We start from the raw sequence: 18,465 nt of genomic DNA, 5'->3' as shown, positions 1-18,465 counted from the left end.
ATCATGGCGAACGAACTATCCCTGACTCCGCCGGTGCTGGACATGAAGATGGTCGCGAATTATGTTCGGGAGGGCCGCTTTCAACGCAGCCTCGCGCTGCTTACGGCGGCCACCAGCGTCATCAGCGGGCTTGAGGTCGCCTATGAGCACTATCGGGGAAGCTATAGCCGCCGCGTGATGTATACCCCAGTGATATTGAGTGGGCTGCTGGCCATAGCAGGTGTGGCGGCATTTTTTAGCCGCCGCGCCGCGCGGACCGTACTGCGGCTGGTGTCAGTGGTCACTCTGATCGATGCACTCGCCGGATTTTACTTTCATGTGCGCGGCATTCACCGCAAGCCGGGTGGCTGGCGGCTGCCCATGACGAACATGATCATGGGGCCGCCGATCTTTGCCCCGCTGCTTTTCGGCACGAGCGCATACCTCGGCCTCATTGCTTCGTACCTGCAACGCGAAGAGAGTTCCGGCATGCCCTCTACATCGGGAAGAGATATATGGTTCGCGCGGCTTTTACCCCCTTCAGCGGGCCGCGAACTCTTGTCCGCCGAGCAGGACATGCGTGAAGGCAGATTTCAACGCCAGGTTGCCATAGTGACCGGAATCAGCGCACTTCTCAGTGGTTTCGAAGCCTACTACTCGCATTACAAGAATAACTTTCGCTATGCCATGCAGTGGTCTCCGGTCGTGATCGCGCCGGTGCTTGCTGGCGTAGCTTTCAGTTCGATCAAGAGCCGCAGGCTGGCCACTACTGCATTGCCGGCTGTATCGGCTATCGCGGGTGCAGATGCTGCTATCGGCTTTTATTACCATGTGCGCGGCGTGCTGCGCAGACCCGGTGGAAGAAAGCGTCTGCTGTACAACGTCATGTACGGGCCGCCGATCTTTGCGCCGCTGTTGTTCGGCGCTGCGGGAATGCTCGGCGTACTGGCAAGTCTGCTCCGCCGGAGGCGCGTATGAAGTCGCATTTCGACGGTGTAGATCCCATCCTTTGCCCGCGCGATCCGAAAACCGGCGAGCCGCTTCCACCGCGTTCGCAGCCCGGCTACTATCCAGGCTTCAGCACTCTTTCGCAAGGCGCATTCTGGGATACTGCGACACGCGCGGTCGTCGACAAACGAGTGAAGCATCCGCCGGAACCTAAATTCTTTGCGGCGGAGGCGTGGACCTTCTGGACCACCGTGTTTGCGCATCTGATTCCGCAAACCGATCGAATACCGGAGAGGCAGATACCGATCGTTGCTACTCTCGATCATCGTCTCGCGAACGATCAGACCGCCGGCTATCGCTATGAAACCATGCCGCCGGATCGCGTGGTGTACGAGATTGGGATTGAGGCTATCGATCGCGAGGCGCAACATCGGTATCGCGGCAAGTTTCTGGTGCTGCCCTATCTCGAACAGGACCTCGTGCTCAAGGCCATTCACGACGGCAAGCCCGAAGCCGCCCAGGAGATATGGAAGCACATGTCAGTGCACCGCTTCTGGCAGATGATCATGGGCGATGCGATTGACGCGTACTACGCGCATCCGTGGGCCTGGGATGAGATCGGCTTTGGTGGTCCGGCTTACCCGCGTGCATACACGCGCCTGGAACGCGGCGAGCCTGAGCCCTGGGAAGTAGAAGAGCAACGCTACGTCTGGCTCGCGCCGGCCAACTCTGCGTCCGCCGAGGTTGACTCTTCGCCAAGCCACCATGCCGAATCCGGACAGCACAGTCTTCCGGTTCGCTCATCCAAAGGAGCGCGGCGTTGAAGAAGCCTCTTCTCGGAGAATTCGAGACGCCCTCATCGAACAAGTATCGAGTGGGCCCGTTGCAATCCATTCACATGCCCATGCGACGTTTTCGCGAGTATGAGGACGTCGATTATGTCATCGTTGGCGTAGGTTCAGCTGGTGGAGTTCTCTTGCAGCGGCTGGCGCGTGCGGGCTTCAACGTGGTGGGGCTTGAGGCGGGTCCGTTCTGGGATACGGAACACGATTGGGTCAGCGACGAGGCCGGCTCGCATGAACTCTACTGGACGGAGCCGCGCGTGACAGGTGGTACTGATCCATTAGCTCTCGGAGCCAATAATTGTGGGAAAGGAGTCGGCGGAGGTTCCGTCCACTGGGCCGCATTTACGCCGAGGCTTCACCCCTCCGATTTCGAAATCTACACACGCGACAGCGTAGGTGCGGACTGGCCGATTACATACGACGAGATCAGACCCTACTACGAGCAGCTTGAGCTGGAGATGCCTGTTTCAGGACCCGCCTATTATCCGTGGGGACATCCGCATGGTTACGCCTACGGTCCACACCCGATGGGCGGCGTGGGCAATGCACTCATCAAAGGTTGTAGTGCATTGAATATTCCTGTCTCGATCGGTGGTCCGGTCGCGATCCTTTCCGGCTCTCACGGAGACCGCCCGCATTGCATTTATCGCGGCTTTTGCATACAGGGATGCAAGGTCGGCGCGAAAGCCAGCACTCTCGTGACCCATGTACCCGACGCTATCAGGACAGGAGCCGAGATTCGCGATCGCAGTATGGTTTCAAGGATCGAACTCGGCAAGGATGGCCGCGTCACTGGAGTCCACTATTTCGACAATGAAGGCCACTCGCACTTTCAACGCGCGAAGGCTGTCATCGTTTCAGGTTACGCGATTGAAACTCCGCGTCTTTTGTTGAATTCCGCTTGCCCAGGTCATGAAAAAGGACTTGGAAATTCGAGCGGAACCATCGGCCGCTACCTGATGGCGCAGGCTGGAAATGTTGTGTTGGGTAGATTCGAACAGCCTGTACGCATGTACAAGGCGCCCCCGGCGCATGCTCTCACGGAAGAGTTTTATGAGACGAATCCGAAAAATGATTTTGCTCGCGGCTTTGCCATCCAGACAGTCGGGCCGCTGCCAGTGGCTTTTGGTAAGCAGGTGCTCGCAGCCAAGAAGGCCTGGGGCTGGGGACTGCGCCGCGAAATGATGGATTACAACCACTGGGCGGCGTTCGGTCTGTTGGGAGAGATACTTCCCTGGAAAGATAACGCCGTCACGCTCTCCGAAGACAAAGACTGCTTCGGTCTGCCCATCGCGCACGTCACATTCAATCTTCACGAGAACGACAAGAAACTGATCAAAGCAGCAAGAGAAAAAACCGAAGAAGTGATGCAGGCAGCGGGTGCGACCGAGGTAGTGCAAGAAGCGCGATACGCACACCTGGTCGGCGCCTGCCGGATGGGATCAGATCCTCGCACATCGGTGGTCGATAAGTTTGGCCGCAGCCACGATATTCCGAATCTCTTCGTTTGCGACGGAAGTCTGTTTCCCACACAGGGCTCGGCAAATCCCGGACTCACCATCCAAGCTCTCGCCGCGCGTACTGCGGATTATCTGGTCTCACAAGGGGAGCGTATCTTCACCAGCAACGAACGCGACATGACTACGACGCCGATCCGACGAGAGCTAGCGCCCCCGGAGACGTGGGGCAAAGGCGTTCCGCGTCTCAAATAGTAGATGGTTCAATATGGCCACTGTTGCAGCCTTCTTGCCGTGAGAAATATCCCAGCGAGACCCAATTTTAGCGCGAGCTGCAGAATTCTTAAGTAGAAGGGATGAACGACAGATGCCGGGGATCTTTGCGCGCGACAGAAGATTCCTTAACCGGTCATCTGGATCACTACCCTCTTTGGGGTTGCGTTTCAGATAGGCGCGGTACCGTTTAACAACATCCGGAAGCCGAGTTTATTCAATTGACACAAATTTACTCGATGTTTTTCGATCGATCTACCCCTGCTCCAATAACAACAAGCTTGGAGAGTTGGTATTTGGTCACTTGTGGGCAACTTTTTTCTCGCTGGGCAACTCCGTTGCATTCCAATCTCCGCCCAAAGCAGTAACAAGCTGGACTGCCGCAGTCATCTGGTTGGTCTTGAGGGTTGTGAGAGTTTGCTGTGTCGTCAGGACGTTATTTTGTGCGGTGAGTACATTTAGATAGGTGTCGATGCCGAGCTTATAGCGCTTTGTGGCGATAGCCTCATACCGTTGTGCCGCTTTAACTGCAAGTTCCTGGCGCTGAATCTGCTCGACTAGGCGCCGATCGGCTGCGAGATAATCCTCCACTTCTTTGAACGCGTTTAAGACGGTCTGACGATATGAACATAGAGAAGCAGCGATGCGAGATCTGTTGTCGAATCTACCCAGGACAAACGAACATCCAACGCTCAAAACTCTGCTTGAGGTTGTCGATGTTTGCTCGTTGACCCTAGAGGGCGTGCACCGATTATTCGGCTACAACCTTGAAGAGCTAAGAAGTTTTGATTTTCGACTCAACGGTGGAAGGACGCACATTGAAAGTTTGCATGAGCGTTTGCGCACCAGAGAAGTCCATCGTCCCTTGTGCGTGAGCAGCTCCCGCGAACGAGAGCGCGACCATCGTCGGCCCTATCACGCGGATCACCCGAAGCAGTTGGAATGTGGAAACAAGGTTGCTCAGTCGTCTGCAGGGAAAAGCGACAAAAGCACCAAAGACGGAATTCTTATTGAGAAAGAATCGGCTGTTGCGGGACATCGGCACCTTCATCGACTGGTCTCAGTCGGGATATGCCGTGATCATTTGGCAAGTCCGATGTCGCATCCAATACTTCCTATTTATCGGGCGATAATCCGCAATTATCGCTCCGTCTTATCTGAAGTTGAATCAGATGATTTCTTTAGAAAAAGACAGTTGAACTGGCGTCTCTTGAGTCGGCTCAACTGATCTTGTCTTCGTAGGTAGTTGGGGTTGCGAGACCGGAGAGTGTGCGGATTTTCGATCGATTTTCATTATATGCCGCCTGAGCGCTCTCACGAGAGCGGGGATATTTCTTGAGTGATTGTCTTTGTGATAGATGGTGGCGGTATCGACCGTCCAGTCCACACTCGCAATCGGCCGAGTGACCAAATCATCGGGCAGCGTTGTTCCTTCGCGAATGAGAGCAATACCGTGCCCTTTTCTGACCAGACTCTGCACCTCGGACGGATGCGATGCGCGCGAGAATTCTTCTACAAAAACTCCCACACCACTCAGGAGTTCCAATAGTCTCTTGTGAGCTCCTGGATGACGCTGTGGGTGATAAAAAATCGTGAGATTACTCTGCAGATCTAATGCTGGGAGGGTAGCCTTCGAGGCCAATGGATGGTCTCTTCACAGGCAGACAACTATTCGCTCGCGTCGAATTTCTTCGATATGCAGTTCGGAATGCTTGAGAGGTAATGTAATGATCGCGGCATCGACGATGCCAGCGAGCACTTCTTGAGCAAGTTGGGTCGTATCCCCGTGGGTAGGCCGGATGACACAGGCCGGCAGTAGTTCCTTGTGTAGAGCACACACCCTTCGGAAGACGTTCTCGTCTACTAGCGGTGTTGTCCCCAAGCGCACTGAGTTGAACTCGTTTCGCTCGATAGCAACCACCGCATCGATCACTTCGTCTCGGTATTCAAGCAGGTCGCGAGCGAGAACGACGAAGGCCGTACCTGCTTTCGTCGGTAAAAGCTGGCCACTTTTCGTTTTATGAAAGAGCGCACGGATGCATTGTCTTGAAACTGCCGTGCCTGCACGGTCAAATTCGGTTGAGACGTAAACAACTCTTCTGCGGCGGGACGGAAGCCGCGCTTTTCAAGAATTTTCAACAAGTATCTAAAATGACGAAATTCGGCCCAATCGTACATAGCCCTTCAACTCAGCTGCAAAGAGCGATGCCACTCAGGAATCGGACAAAACTACGATCCATCTGTAGAAATCTTGCCTCCGCATCCTCAAAGGCGCAATAAGGGCAAGACATTTTGGCCAAATTTACGCCAGACTCTAGGGGTTTGCTTTCTGTAATGGCGTCCCCAAAAGATGTAAACATCAACGCAATCTTAGAGATAGTAAACCCCGATAACTCGCAGTTATTGGCCGATCAATAGGAAGTATTGGACCTCGGCCGGACAGAGGGACAGTCTGGTTCTATTCATGTTTCCGGTTGCCAAAGCTCCGCGGATGGGAAATCGCCAGAAGTGGCGCGGTAAGGGAGGTGATTGGGCATTCGAGGACCCGGATGGCATGCGCTGCGGCACACCTACCGCACGCTGCTTGACGAGACGGGGGCACCCGTAGGCGTCCAGCAGAAGCTGATGCGGCACGCCTACGTCAGCACCACGATGAACATCTATGGCTCATCGAGTCACAAGGCAAGAGCCGAGGCAAATAACCGCGTGGTTCGGATGTTTGTACCAGTAGAAAAGCCCTCCGATTCGGCGGAATCAAAAGGCAATGCGCACTCAGAATCCTTATTGTGGGGTTCTGTGGGGTCGTAATTTCCTAAATGGTTGCGGGGGTCGGATTTGAACCGACGACCTTTGGGTTATGAGCCCAACGAGCTACCGGGCTGCTCCACCCCGCAAATTGATTGTAACAATGGGGTTCCCGGTGGGTCAAACCTGGACATGAACAGGCAATCGAAGAGATCGGTTCACGAGTTCAAGTAGGGTGTTCCAGGGCACGGGTCTTCGATGTATTTGCGCGGCAGCAACCCGGTAAGCAACTGAATTCGAAAGCGATAATTGCTGTTCTGTTTATGCTCTGATCTGCCTTGGTAGTGCGGTCAATGATGATCGGAGGCTGGTGTGAGCCTTTGAGTGCAATGATTCGCATTGAATGGTGTGGCACAGATCATTGCTCGGGATTTTCTCTGTGTCTTTTGAATTTCTACGCGACTCGAAGGCAAGAATCTGACCTTGAAGCTGCGGTTGCGATCGTTGTGGGGTGGTTATCTCGCGATAATGCAAAGTTTCTCGTCTGTCTCATGTCTCGGATCAATACCGGCTCCATAGCCTACCGATTCCCTTGTCCTAAATCAGGAAATACGTATCGTGGGAGAGATGATGCAGAGCTGTTTGTGCCTATCGGGCGATGAGGGACTGAAACTGGAGCAGTTGTCGGCATTTCGCAGGTGAGAGGTCGGGTATTACGGAAGGGATATCCACATTTTCGATGTGAGATTAAGTGAATCTGGGGTTGCTCTCTGCAATTCATCGGGCGTATACATTAATGTTCGATATCAGACGAGGTGTCCTATGGATGAACTTCTCGAATCGCAAGCGAGCGCAGAGATTCACCGCCTTTTGACCGAACATCAACGGTACTCTCTGCGCTTAGACGAGCTTCAGAATAAGCCATATCTCTCATCGGATGAACAGTTGGAGGAGGTTCGGCTGAAGAAGCTGAAACTTCACGCCAAAGACCTGATTGCCGCGATCGAACACCACGCGGCAGTAGTGGTTTCGGCTTAATTATTTATTGATACTTGCTTGCTCGATCGCGATGACTCGGTTAACGGGGTGAACGCGTTCTGAGAGGATGAGTCTGCCGCTGGTGGTTCAGCACCCGTATAATCGTTGGGAACTATGGTTCGAGACGGTTACTTTTACGGGTTGGGTTTGTTGGCGGCGGCTGCGGTTGTTGTGTGGCTTGCGGGCTGGCCTTGGGCAATTATTCCTCTTCTGCTTGCTGCGTTTTTTCTCTGGTTTTTTCGTGATCCAGAACGGACCATTCCAGGGGAAGCCGGCCTCGTTGTATCTCCTGCTGACGGGCTGGTAACGGAAACAATTTGCTTGGAGACCGAGCATGGACCGAAGCAGAGGATAAGTATTTTCCTAAGCGTATTTGATGTCCACGTCAACCGGTCGCCTATTACCGGAACTATTTCTGCTGTTCTCTACCGGCGCGGCAAGTATCTGAACGCGATGAATCCGGCATCTGCGGGACAGAATGAGCAGAACATTGTTACGGTGCGCGGTGAAACCGGAGTCGAAGTGACATTTAAGCAGATCGCCGGTTTGCTTGCACGCCGTATTGTCTTTGTTCCTCGGGAAGGTAGCAGGGTCGAGCGCGGCGAACGAGTGGGTCTTATCAAGTTTGGGTCACGCGTAGATGTCTTACTGCCAGCGGAAGCAGTGCTTCAGGTCAAGCCCGGGGTCCGTGTGCGGGGAGGTTCATCGGTTTTGGCGACTTTGCCCAGAGGCATGAGTATAGAGGTACTTGCTTGAACTCGCCTTTTGTGAGGCTGGATAAAGAGCAACGTGCGGCGCGCGTACGTCGGGGTATGTTTCTACTCCCGTCGTTATTTACGGCTGGCAGTATCGGCGCTGGCTATATTGCCATTACACAGACTCTGGACTCGGTCAATGCCACCGGTTCTGTATCAGCCGCGCAGCATCTGGATTGGGCCGCGATTGCTATATGCATCGCGATACCGTTTGATTCGCTTGATGGCCGCATTGCACGCTTGACGAATACCGCCAGTGACTTCGGTAAAGAACTGGATTCGCTGGCCGACGCAATTACGTTTGGGGTTGCGCCAAGTCTGCTGGCGTTTGTGTGGGGATTTCGTGGACTGTCGACAGATATAAATCCCGATCTACGTAGAACGCTTTTGCAGATCGGCTCATTTGTCTGTTTCCTATTTCTCCTGTGTGGCGTGTCGCGGCTGGCACGGTTCAATACCAGCAACAACCCGAAGCCAAGAAATCCAGGCAGGCTGGATCGTAAATATTTTGTGGGTATGCCGATCCCAGCGGCTGCAGGCATGATTGCAACTACAGTGCATTTTTGCTATGGCTATCCGGTTCCATATGGGTGGTTCCCTCTGCTCTGGGCTGGGCTTGTCGGGCTGCTGGGATTTCTTATGGTAAGTACCTGGCGCTTTTGGTCAGGGAAGGAGATCAATCTTAGCAGCCGCCAGCCATTTCAGCTCTTGGTGTTGCTGGCGATTGTGCTATTTATCGTCTTTCGATTTTCGAGCGGAGCGCTTTTTATCCTGACCTTGGTGTATATGTTCTCGGGAATCTGGGCGAGGGCGGCTTACTCGTGGTCAAGACGCAGGCGTCAGATGCCGCGTAGTCAAGGTGCCGGCACTGTACCCGCTTTTGCGAGTGAATATGAGCAAATGGTTCATAATCCCGGTCAGGAAGAGGACCGCGACGCCAGCAGCGATGTTCGGCATGACGAATATACGCGCTCGCACGGATATCTGTACGGCGCTCCACATGCAGATGATTCGCAGCCGCATTCCAGCAATGGTGATGAGATTTAGGATTTGAAGCCAGATGACTATTGATTACAAAGTTGCGTTGGTAGGTGCTTCCTCACTGGTAGGCAAGGAATTGAAGGAATGCCTGACGGAGTCCCCGTTGGCTGGAGCACGATTTGTGCTGCTGGATGAGGCAGAGGCGCAAGGGCAGCTGGAGCAGATCGGCGATGAGGTTACGCTGGTGGAGGCTGTTAGCGATGATTCATTTGACCAGATCGACTTTACGTTCTTCGCTGGAAGCGAGGAAATGACTGCGCGCTACTGGAAGCGCGCAATGGCCGCTGGATCGACAGTCATCGATCTAACATCGACGTTGGATGGCGAGGCAGGAGTGCTGATTGAAGCCCCATGGCTGGGGGAGGGGGCCAAATCGCCAGACCTTTTGACCAAAGCGGTGGTACCTGCTAATTCCGCTGCGTTGACACTGGCTCTGCTAATGGATCGGCTTAGCATCCTGGCGGATTTACGGTTCGTAGCCGCAACCGTGTTACAACCGGCGTCTGAGTATGGCAAGAACGGCCTGGATGAGCTACATCAGCAAACGGTAAGTTTATTGAGCTTTCAAGGTTTGCCACGAGCGATTTTTGATACACAGGTAGCCTATAACGTGCTCGGCAGTTTTGGTGAAAGTGCATCGGCTAACCTTGCGCGGTCAGAAGCGAAAATCCGACGTCACTATGCCGCTCTAGCTGGTGACAGGTTGCCACAGATCCGACTGCAGGTGTTGCAGGCGCCAGTGTTCCACGCGAATGTTTTCTCCATCTGTGTGGAATTAGACCAGGCGGTGCCGATTTCGTCTCTTGAGGATGCGTTCGGAGGCGATCACATTGACCTGGTGCTCGAAGAGACCGATTCTCCGTCAAACCTGGCTGCTGCCGGACAGAACGATGTATTGGTGTTGCTTAAACCTGAGCCACCTGTGGACCGGTTGTCGGGTGAAACTAGCCGTTTCTGGCTGTGGGCTGCGAGCGATAATTTACGTTTGGCTGCGCAGAATGCCGTCGAGTGTGCGCTGGATATGCGCAGGCTGAGACCGCAGGGGAAAGTACAGTAACGGGTATAATCCCGAGTTTGTTGGTGCTGTAAGTTTTCAAATCACGCCGACCATGCGGTCTGTGCCGGTAAATCAATGCCGCAACTTCAGCAGTTGCGTTGTGGAACGCTGCCGGTGCTGAGATCCGGGACTTGCTTGTGGAGCTTGCATATCCACTCTGCAACTTCTTGGCGTTCTGGTTGGAATAGCCGCGTTGTTTGGCTGGATCAACGAGCGCTGGCTTGGATGCCGATCACGACCGGGACGATGTTGCTTCTTTGCTCTTCTCACTAGTTGCGAGAAATGAGGTAAGACTGCCATGCCTGTTCGATGTACGCATCGGTCATGCCAGCGATGTAGTCTGCCACAGCTCTTGTAACTCCCTCGGCTTCTACACGTCGCTGATGATCTTCAGGCAGATGAGAGGGATCTTTGACCCAGACGGTGAACAGAGTTTTTATGACTTCGGAGGCGTGAGCATGCTCTACGGCCAGGTCGGTTGAATTGTACAGGTGTTTATAGAGATATTGCTTGACCTGAAGCCGGTTGGATTCCATTTCAGCGCTGAATTGTGCCACTCTGCAGGGAGCCTGACGAAGTTGCTCCAGCGTCTCGATACCTAGTTCGCATGTGGTGCGATAGGTCTCACTCATCAGATCGGTTGCGAAGTTATTCAGCATTTCCTTGATCGCTTCATTGCTGCGCAAACGGGGAACTGCTGTGGGGTACCTCTGCGTTGCGGTATCGAAGAGCGTTGCGAACAAATGGAGCTCGCTGCGCATATGCTCAAGATCGAGAATGCCGGAGGCGAGACCATCCTCGAGGTCTGCGGTCAGATAAGCAATCTCATCTGCCAAGTCGATAATCTGCGCTTCAAGAGGAGGGAACTGATCCAGAAAGTACTCCTTCAGCTCAGGGAAATTAGCACAGGAATAATCACGAGAATGCTTAATGATGCCTTCACGTACGCCGAGAGTGAGATTGAGCCCAGGAAACGCCGGATATCGCTCTTCAAAGGTCGTGACGATGCGAAGGGCATGCAGATTGTGATCAAAGCCGGTTTGAGCACTGTATGCATCGTACTCGGCATTTGCGCGGAGGATTTCGTCAAGAGCTTTTTCTCCTGCGTGTCCGAAAGGAGGATGCCCGATATCGTGCACCAGCGCAAGAGCCTCTGCCAATTGCGCGTTTAGGCCGAGATTCGATGCAATAGTTCGCGCGATTTGCGCCACCTCAAGCGTGTGAGTCAGCCGGCTGCGGGTGTGGTCGCTCTCGGAGTTAAGCCGAGTGAATACCTGGGTCTTTCCGGCAAGCCTGCGAAAGGCCTTAGCGTGGAGTATCCGTCCGACATCTCTCAGAAATGGAGAGCGGTAGGAGTGATCGGGTTCTGGCCATGCGCGACGAGATAGCTCCACGGCGGAATTTGTATGAACGCCGACAGATGGCAGGAGAGTAAAGAGCGAATCGTCCGTTGGCATTTTCGTCATGGCTCAAGCCCCCTCTAGAGTACCGTGTTGCTGCGCGTGAGCGGAAACGCGTTGGACATTGTTTTCGAAGCGGAGTACACTTCCCGGTTCTTTGAAGCAGCGATCTAAGCCTGTTTCGAAAGAGCTATCACTTCTTACGGAGATCATGCTATCGAGTAGCGGCTTCATATTCAGCCAGGAGGGATACGATTATGCCATCGGTCAAAAGAGTGATTGCCTTTGTGCTTGCCCCAACGTTGTTATTGCTCACGAGCTGCAGCCGCCACTCTAAATCTGAAACCTACTATCTGATTGCAGCGAATCTAAATCTCGATTATTGGAAGACGGCAATTGGCGGATTCAATGCTGCCGCAGCGCGATACCATGTGACCGCACAAGTCGCAGGACCCGATAACTACGATCCTCAGGCGGAGTTGAAGGAGTTGAATCGTGTCGTCTCTGCGAAGCCCTCTGGCATTCTGATATCCGTTGCAGATGAAGCCCTGCTAAAGCCTGGAATTGATGCCGCTGTTAACGCCGGAATTCCGGTCATCACATTTGATTCAGATGCACCATCAAGCAGGCGACTATTTTTCATCGGCACAAACAATCTGGACGCTGGCCATCTGGGCGGCGAGCGCGTGGCTGAGAAAATCGGCGGTCGAGGAAATGTGGTCTTCTTCTCTATGCCGGGACAACCTAATCTGGATGATCGACTGAAGGGATTCAAGGATGTTTTCGCGCGCTATCCCGACATCAAGATCCTGGATGTGGTCGATATCAAAGGCGATGCGCGGAATGCATTTGACAATACGCAGCAGTACCTATCTCAAACGGGTGTGGCGCGTATAGCAGCGTTCGTTTGTCTGGAAGCTTCTTCGGGTAAGAGTGTTGCGGACGCTGTGCGCCGCCAGAAGGCCACTGATCGTACTGTACTCGCGTGGGACGTGCAGCCAGATACCTTGAGCGAGATCAAGGATGGAACGATTGAGGCGACAATTTCACAGAAGCCTTACACAATGGGTTTTGTTGGTTTGAAGGAACTGGATGAGATATTCCACAACAAACCCACCTCGTTGACCAAGGATTATTCTGTGGATGCGTTCTCCGAGTATCCAGTATTTATCGACACAGGTTCCGCACTGGTCGATAAGGCGAATGTGGACATCTATGCCAAGTCGGCGTCGGAGCATCAGCAGTAAGGATGCCGGGCGGTCAAATGAAAGAGCCGCGGTTAGGTTCGCGGCTCTTTACGTCAGGGAACGATTGAACTTTATGGATTCTTGTCGTTGCTGATGTTTTCTTGTTTGGCCAGTTTGACTCGTGCGCCTTCCAGCTTTTTCTGCACCTTGGCAACTTCGGATTGTTCCACATCGGCAGGCGCGGACTTCGAAAATTCGCTCAAGGAGATCTCCCATTGCGCAGCCGCGAGGCGAATACGTCCGGTTTTTTCGTACAGGTCGCCCAAATGATCGTGGACCGTGGGGTCGGTTGAGGTACGCTCGACAGCCTTACGCAGGTTGTCTTCCGCAGATTCGTATTCGCCCATCTTGAAGTAGATCCAACCTAAGGAGTCGAGGTAGGCTCCGTTCATTGGCTCCAATTCAACTGCTTTGCGAACATACTTCAGGGCATCCTGGTAACGATTAGTTTTGTCCGCCAGCATGTAGCCGAGATTGTTAAGCGTGATGGCATTGTTGGGGTCGATTTCCAGTACCTTGTGGAAGTACTGTTCGGCTTGATCGTAATGCTTTTCCTGTTCGGCTAGGGAGCCTTTCTGGAAGATCACATTGATCTTATCCTCGTCCTTCTGGGCGAGCGGTTCAGCCCTGGCGAGAGCATCTTCAGCTTCCTTCCAGTGTTTCTGACGAGCCTGCATCTGCGAGATCTGCAAGTAGACTTCGCGATCGGAAGGTTTGCCGTTTAAGACGCTGCTGGTAATGCTTATGCCTTCGTCAAGTTTGCCGGTGTCGGCCAATTCCCAGGCAAGCAGGAGTTTCAGGTCGCGGTCGTTCGGATTGGCTGCTACTGCCTTGCGGCAGACATCGGTCGCCTGATCGAACATCTTCGCATCGCGATAAGTATCGACTTCACCCTGATAACCACGTTTTGCATATTCGCCGCCCAGATCAATCATCTTCTGGTAGGTCGCAATGGCTTCCGTCGTCTTGTTTTCTTCGTGATAGACCGCGGCCAGACGCTCGAGGAAGATGCTGCGATTAGATTTCTCCTCCGCCGTGTAGGCGCCATTTGCATGCTCGGTAAGCTCCACCATCTTTTGATAAGTGGTGATCGCGTCGTCGTACCGGCCCAAAACATCAAGCAGTAAACCCTCGTTGTATCCTGCCTCCAGAGAATTCGGGTCTTTGGTACGCGCCTGACGGATGGTGGTGAGCGCTTCGCTGTATTTGCCCTCCCTGCGCTGGATCTCAGCGATTCGAACCAGCGAGCTTGTATCTTCGGGGTCGGCATCAACCAGTTGCTTGAACTCCTTAAGGGCCGCGTCGAGCTGGTTGTCATTCAAGAGAGCTTGAGCAAGGGCGTGAGCTGCGTCCAGATTGTCCGGCTCCATATCGATGGCGCGCTGATAGGCAGCGATCGCCTTCTTGGGCTGCTTAAGCTGCTCGTAAGCGGCGCCGAGAGCATACTCTTCCTTGGTGGTTCGGTCATCGACGGGAACCGACTCGACAATCTCGGTTGCATGCTTCAGGTCACCGGACTCAGCATAAAGACGAGCCAGGCTGAGCACAACCTCTTCGGAGGCCGGTTCTATATCGCGAGCAGCTTTGAACTGCGCCTCGGCTTCGGTGCTGTCGTGCTTAACGGTATAGAGTTGCCCCAGGAGTAGATGATCTTCAACACTTTTCGGTTCTAGCGAGACAATCTTCTGGAACTCCGCGATGGCTAGATTCAGCATTTCAGCGCCCGGTGCAGAGTTATCGCCGGAGTCCTGCTGGCCGAGGGAGCGAAGATAGATGCGTCCCAGAAGCTTATGAGCTTCTAGGTCATTGTCGTCCTTCTTGATCAGATCTTTGGCGGTTTGAATAGCCTCGGAGATATGGCCAGAGCGTAGGTATACCCCGGCAAGCCCGATCGCCAAATCTGAAGAATTGGGATCTGCATTGAGAGCGTACTTGTATTCATCGATGGCGCGCGCAAAGTAATCCGGACGGCCGTAGTTTGTGGCCATGTCCTCATAGGAATCTGCCAGCGTGGCGTGGTAATAGGCCGATGCGCGATCGACTGTTTGACCGCTGTTCCCGGAAGGAGTAGTTGCAGCAGATTTCGCCTGAGCTGGGGGAGTCGCAGGTTTACTAGGCGTTTGAGATGTAGAGCTGCTGCTTTGCGCAAAGGCAACCGGCATAAGGCATGTGGCCGTGATCGCGGTGGCTATTGCCCATTTCAAATTTTGGCTCGGGGAGGTGGTTGACTCGGAGTGCTGCAAGTCCGTCATCTTAGGCTGTCCCATACTCTCTTCCGCACTTAAGGATTGCTGCGGGGTCTTGATGGGTTTGCCGGGCTGGCGTGAGGCTGCAGCCACTGTTTGCTGGTCTGCTGGTTCAGGCCCACGAAGAATCTAGGCATACCCATCGTATTGGACGATTGTATCCCGCAAAAGGTTCAGATGGCTCGCTGGCGGGCAAATAGGCCAAACTGCCCTGAAGATAGGGCAATTTGGCGTTCCCAAATAGTACATATTTCGGCATGGATCGCCATATTAAGCGACGTCTCAATGCCGGAAGTGGCGAACTCCCGTAAAGACCATGGCAATTCCCAGCCGGTCCGCAGCGGCGATCACTTCGGCGTCCTTAACCGAACCACCGGGCTGAATGACTGCCGTAGCTCCAGAGGCTACGAGAACTTCGAGGCCGTCGGGGAAGGGAAAGAAGGCATCAGAGGCGGCGACACATCCGGTCAGAGGTAAAATCGCCTTCATTGCGCCGAAACGAGCTGCATCGACACGGCTCATCTGGCCAGCACCGATGCCAAGTGTCTGTCCGCCCTTTGCGTAAACGATCGCATTTGATTTGACGTGTTTGCAGATACGCCATGCAAAAAGAAGACTGGCCATTTCATCAGGTGTAGGCTTGCGTCCGGTGACAATCTTCAGGTCGGCTTCCGAAATTTGCGCTGCGTCGGAATCCTGCAACAACATGCCTCCTGAAACCTGCTTGACCACTGGAGATGCTGGGGCTGGTTTCACTTCCACCAGGCGCAGATTCTTCTTGGTGGCGAATACAGCTCTCGATTCGGATGTAAAGGATGGTGCGGCGATAGCCTCAACGAAGAGTTTTGCAATGACCTCGGCTGCCTCTGTATCTACTTCGCGATTGATTCCGATAACGCTGCCGAAGGCTGAAACCGGGTCGGCCGTGAGAGCTTTTTCATAGGCATCGCGGACCGTTGAGCCAGTGGCAGCGCCACAAGGGTTTGTATGCTTAATGATCGCGACAAAAGGATCAGGGAACTCGGAAGCAAGCGCCCAGCATGCTTCCAGATCGACCAGATTGTTGTAGCTCAATTCCTTACCCTGGAGCTGGATTGCGTTAGCGATGCCAAGTCCGGAGCCGTCGGCATAGAGAGCAGCCCGCTGGTGTGGATTTTCGCCGTAGCGCAATGGCGTAACCTGCGGCAGGTTGATGCGCAGAGTTAATGGAAGCGCAGATGTTTCGAAGGCGGCTGGAGCTTCAGGGGAGGGTACTTCTTGAACCCGGTCCAAAGCATTGGCGATGGCCGTGTCATACGCGGCGGTGAGAGCAAAAGCTTTACGAGCTAGACGCCACCGTGTAGCCCGGCCGAGGCTTCCCTGGTTTGTGTGAAGTTCTTCGGCCAAAGTGATGTAATCGCCGGGATTGGTGATGATGGCAACGTCTTCGAAATTCTTGGCAGCCGAACGCACCATTGATGGGCCGCCAATGTCTATGTTTTCAATGAGATGGCCGAAAGCGACTGCGGGCTGCGCGGCTGTCTTCTCAAATGCGTACAGGTTGACCACGACCATGTCGATGGGCTGTATGCCATGTTCGGCAACGGCAGATTCATGCTCGGCTTTGCCGCGGATATATAGTAAGCCGCCGTGCACGCGAGGATGCAATGTCTTGACGCGGCCATCGAGCATTTCCGGAAAGCCGGTTAGTTCGCTAATGTCGAGAACCTTAAGGCCGGCTTCGCGGAGAGTGCGGGCAGTGCCACCAGTGGAGATGAGTTCAACGCCATAGGCTGCCAGTGCCTGGGCAAAGGGAATGAGACCGGTTTTATCAGTCACGCTAAGGAGCGCGCGGCGTATGGGCTTCAGATCAATACTCATAGAAAATTAGATGATTTCTCTCGGAAACGATGCGGCTGTGGGGTGTCCTGCAGATACTTTAGTTCTGAGGGTGGCGGAGATGGATTATGCACTTCTCAGGGTACATCGAAAGAGCTGCCTGATTCTGGCTTGTTTGGTCTCATCTGGTAGGCGGTGCGTTGCCAGTCTTGCAGAAGGTCACTAGAGTAAAGTTATGGGCAGTTTTTCTCCAAATCCCTCACCGGGTTACCCGGCCCAGACACCCGAGATTCTGCCTCCGGAATCTCAGGCCGGCTTCGATTCTGTTCGCGATCCGTTGCCAGGCCAGACTGAAGCGCCTGTCCGAAAAAGCATAAAGCGCTCATGGGCCTATGCACCTGCAACTTATACGCTCGTTGGGATTAACTGTGCGGTGTTTCTCGGCATGCTGTTCACACATGCGTCCCTGATGGCTCCGAATGTCCGGCAATTGCTGCTTTGGGGCGCCAACAACCCCTATCAGGTTCTTTACTACGGTGAGTGGTGGCGTATCGTGACAGCGATGTTTGTTCATGTGGGCATCATCCATCTGGCTACAAACATGTGGTGTCTTTGGAACCTTGGCCTGCTGGGAGAGCCTCTTATCGGTCCATTTGGCGTGCTGGCAGCGTATGTACTGTCTGGAGCGGCCGGCAATCTGCTCTCGATTGGGGTCGATATGGCTTTCGGCTCGGGCAGCCTCGTTGGGGCTGGAGCCTCCGGAGCGGTTTTTGGTATCGCTGGAGTTTTGATTCTCTTGCTGAAGTCGCCGAGACTGCCGGTTCCGCCATCTGAACTGGCCGGGCTTCGGCGAATGGTCATTTACTTTGCTGCTATTAACTTTGTAATTGGTTTTGGCAGTCTTGCAGTGGGTACCGCAGTGCGCATAGACAATATGGCCCACCTGGGAGGTTTTCTCGGCGGAATTCTGTTTGCATTGCCATTAGTCCCGAAACTCGGCTCTCCCAAACCGCTGTTTCTGCTGCGCAGACGCGTTGCGATTGGGATGATGACAGCAGTGCTGGTGTTTTTCGGATTCTATCTGAGTTCCGTGTTTCCCAAGTCGGTCTGGATCACGCGGTAGCGGCAATCTGCGCTCTATCAATGCGCCGCGGTGGCAGCAAACTTTTTGACCATCGCGAGCAAAAGTTTCCGGTCGCTCTCATTCAGATTGGTGGAATAGCGGCGAATTTGCGTAAGAAAGCGTAGTTCATCATCCGAGAGCTTTTGCGTATTCAGTTCCCGGTTGAGAGAGTCTTCCGCAAAAAAAGAGGCGATGGGCAGGTCGAGCGCCAGGGCGATTTTTGCCAGTGTATCGAGCGAAGGAACGGTGTGCCCGTTCTCAACCCTGGAGAGATAACAGCGAAGCAAGCCGGTCTTCTTCTCGATGTCGCCCTGCGACAATCCTTTCTGCAACCGATGACCGCGGATAGTGGTGCCAATGTTCATAATGAAACCCCAGGTTATGTCTCGCGCCCGGAAATCGTAAGGGATAGCGATCTGTCCGGGTGTTGATTTAATAGTTAACATGTGATTTCGGCGAACGCAATAGCTCTCAAGGAACTTTCACGTGATCC

At 53.8% G+C, this 18,465-nt stretch carries 17 protein-coding genes, 1 tRNA gene and 1 pseudogene; 11 read left to right on the top strand and 8 right to left on the bottom strand.

From position 1 onward, the window contains the following. The first annotated feature begins 3 nt into the window (after nt 1-3). From OHL22_RS14880 to OHL22_RS14870, 3 genes are read left to right on the top strand one after another with little or no spacing between them, the layout of a single operon-like run. Complete coding sequence (locus OHL22_RS14880; protein WP_263338861.1) at nt 4-957, top strand: hypothetical protein; 954 nt, start codon at nt 4-6, stop codon at nt 955-957. Beyond that, complete coding sequence (locus OHL22_RS14875) at nt 954-1,751, top strand: gluconate 2-dehydrogenase subunit 3 family protein (RefSeq protein ID WP_263338858.1); 798 nt, start codon at nt 954-956, stop codon at nt 1,749-1,751. Before OHL22_RS14880 ends, OHL22_RS14875 begins: the two co-directional genes overlap by 4 nt. Beyond that, nucleotides 1,748-3,484, top strand: coding sequence for a GMC family oxidoreductase (locus OHL22_RS14870; RefSeq protein WP_263338855.1), 1,737 nt, complete (start codon nt 1,748-1,750; stop codon nt 3,482-3,484). Before OHL22_RS14875 ends, OHL22_RS14870 begins: the two co-directional genes overlap by 4 nt. Nucleotides 3,485-3,802: 318 nt before the next feature. On the opposite strand, the gene OHL22_RS14865 is transcribed toward OHL22_RS14870, so the two are convergent. Then, the gene (locus OHL22_RS14865; RefSeq protein WP_263338852.1) at nt 3,803-4,093 is read right to left on the bottom strand and encodes a TolC family protein; all 291 of its coding nucleotides are present in this window, start codon (nt 4,091-4,093) and stop codon (nt 3,803-3,805) included. Between the two features lie 52 nt (nt 4,094-4,145). Here OHL22_RS14865 and OHL22_RS14860 point away from each other — a divergent pair, with 52 nt between their 5' ends. After that, a complete protein-coding gene (locus OHL22_RS14860) occupies nt 4,146-4,730 on the top strand; it encodes a hypothetical protein (RefSeq protein ID WP_263338932.1) in 585 nt (194 codons plus the stop codon). On the opposite strand, the pseudogene OHL22_RS14855 reads toward OHL22_RS14860, so the two are convergent. Both OHL22_RS14855 and OHL22_RS14850 read right to left on the bottom strand, forming a co-directional pair. After that, nucleotides 4,671-5,342, bottom strand: a pseudogene (locus OHL22_RS14855) (LysR substrate-binding domain-containing protein). The gene OHL22_RS14860 and the pseudogene OHL22_RS14855 sit on opposite strands and share 60 nt — an antisense overlap. 89 nt (nt 5,343-5,431) lie before the next feature. Next, a complete protein-coding gene (locus tag OHL22_RS14850) occupies nt 5,432-5,680 on the bottom strand; it encodes a LysR family transcriptional regulator (protein WP_263338849.1) in 249 nt (82 codons plus the stop codon). 351 nt (nt 5,681-6,031) lie between these two features. On the opposite strand from OHL22_RS14850, the gene OHL22_RS14845 reads away from it, so the two are divergent. Next, on the top strand, nt 6,032-6,310 hold the full coding sequence (locus tag OHL22_RS14845; RefSeq protein WP_263338846.1) for a site-specific integrase: 279 nt from the start codon (nt 6,032-6,034) through the stop codon (nt 6,308-6,310). 9 nt (nt 6,311-6,319) lie between these two features. Here the strand turns inward: OHL22_RS14845 and OHL22_RS14840 are convergent. Continuing rightward, nucleotides 6,320-6,396, bottom strand: a tRNA-Met gene (locus OHL22_RS14840). 673 nt (nt 6,397-7,069) lie between these two features. On the opposite strand from OHL22_RS14840, the gene OHL22_RS14835 reads away from it, so the two are divergent. The 4 genes from OHL22_RS14835 to OHL22_RS14820 all read left to right on the top strand — a co-directional run bounded on the left by OHL22_RS14835 (nt 7,070) and on the right by OHL22_RS14820 (nt 10,138). After that, nucleotides 7,070-7,285, top strand: coding sequence for a YdcH family protein (locus OHL22_RS14835; protein WP_263338844.1), 216 nt, complete (start codon nt 7,070-7,072; stop codon nt 7,283-7,285). 114 nt (nt 7,286-7,399) lie between these two features. Next, nucleotides 7,400-8,041, top strand: a complete 642-nt coding sequence (locus OHL22_RS14830; protein WP_263338841.1) for a phosphatidylserine decarboxylase — start codon at nt 7,400-7,402, stop codon at nt 8,039-8,041. Next, nucleotides 8,038-9,087: a CDP-alcohol phosphatidyltransferase family protein gene (locus tag OHL22_RS14825; protein WP_263338838.1), complete on the top strand. Its 1,050-nt coding sequence runs from the start codon at nt 8,038-8,040 to the stop codon at nt 9,085-9,087. The genes OHL22_RS14830 and OHL22_RS14825 overlap by 4 nt, the downstream gene beginning before the upstream one ends. A 13-nt stretch (nt 9,088-9,100) precedes the next feature. Continuing rightward, nucleotides 9,101-10,138, top strand: a complete 1,038-nt coding sequence (locus OHL22_RS14820; protein ID WP_263338836.1) for an Asd/ArgC dimerization domain-containing protein — start codon at nt 9,101-9,103, stop codon at nt 10,136-10,138. A gap of 269 nt (nt 10,139-10,407) precedes the next feature. On the opposite strand, the gene OHL22_RS14815 is transcribed toward OHL22_RS14820, so the two are convergent. Further along, nucleotides 10,408-11,604, bottom strand: coding sequence for a deoxyguanosinetriphosphate triphosphohydrolase family protein (locus OHL22_RS14815; protein ID WP_263338832.1), 1,197 nt, complete (start codon nt 11,602-11,604; stop codon nt 10,408-10,410). A gap of 191 nt (nt 11,605-11,795) precedes the next feature. Between OHL22_RS14815 and OHL22_RS14810 the strand changes: the two genes are divergently transcribed. Continuing rightward, nucleotides 11,796-12,785 (top strand): substrate-binding domain-containing protein, encoded by a 990-nt coding sequence (locus OHL22_RS14810; protein WP_263338830.1) that lies wholly within the window; start codon nt 11,796-11,798, stop codon nt 12,783-12,785. A 71-nt stretch (nt 12,786-12,856) separates the two neighbouring features. Here the strand turns inward: OHL22_RS14810 and OHL22_RS14805 are convergent, their stop codons facing one another. After that, the gene (locus OHL22_RS14805; RefSeq protein WP_263338827.1) at nt 12,857-15,124 is read right to left on the bottom strand and encodes a tetratricopeptide repeat protein; all 2,268 of its coding nucleotides are present in this window, start codon (nt 15,122-15,124) and stop codon (nt 12,857-12,859) included. Between the two features lie 189 nt (nt 15,125-15,313). Further along, complete coding sequence (purH, locus tag OHL22_RS14800; protein WP_263338824.1) at nt 15,314-16,891, bottom strand: bifunctional phosphoribosylaminoimidazolecarboxamide formyltransferase/IMP cyclohydrolase; 1,578 nt, start codon at nt 16,889-16,891, stop codon at nt 15,314-15,316. A gap of 193 nt (nt 16,892-17,084) precedes the next feature. On the opposite strand from purH, the gene OHL22_RS14795 reads away from it, so the two are divergent. Then, a complete protein-coding gene (locus tag OHL22_RS14795) occupies nt 17,085-17,972 on the top strand; it encodes a rhomboid family intramembrane serine protease (RefSeq protein WP_263338821.1) in 888 nt (295 codons plus the stop codon). A 17-nt stretch (nt 17,973-17,989) separates the two neighbouring features. Here the strand turns inward: OHL22_RS14795 and OHL22_RS14790 are convergent, their stop codons facing one another. After that, the gene (locus OHL22_RS14790) at nt 17,990-18,337 is read right to left on the bottom strand and encodes a helix-turn-helix domain-containing protein (RefSeq protein ID WP_263338928.1); all 348 of its coding nucleotides are present in this window, start codon (nt 18,335-18,337) and stop codon (nt 17,990-17,992) included. Nucleotides 18,338-18,465: the final 128 nt, after the last annotated feature.

It is taken from the genome of Acidicapsa dinghuensis, assembly GCF_025685685.1.
Lineage (GTDB): Bacteria > Acidobacteriota > Terriglobia > Terriglobales > Acidobacteriaceae > Acidicapsa > Acidicapsa dinghuensis.
The sequence above is the reverse complement of the archived record's forward strand: the minus strand, read 5'-3'. Positions and strand labels throughout refer to the sequence as shown.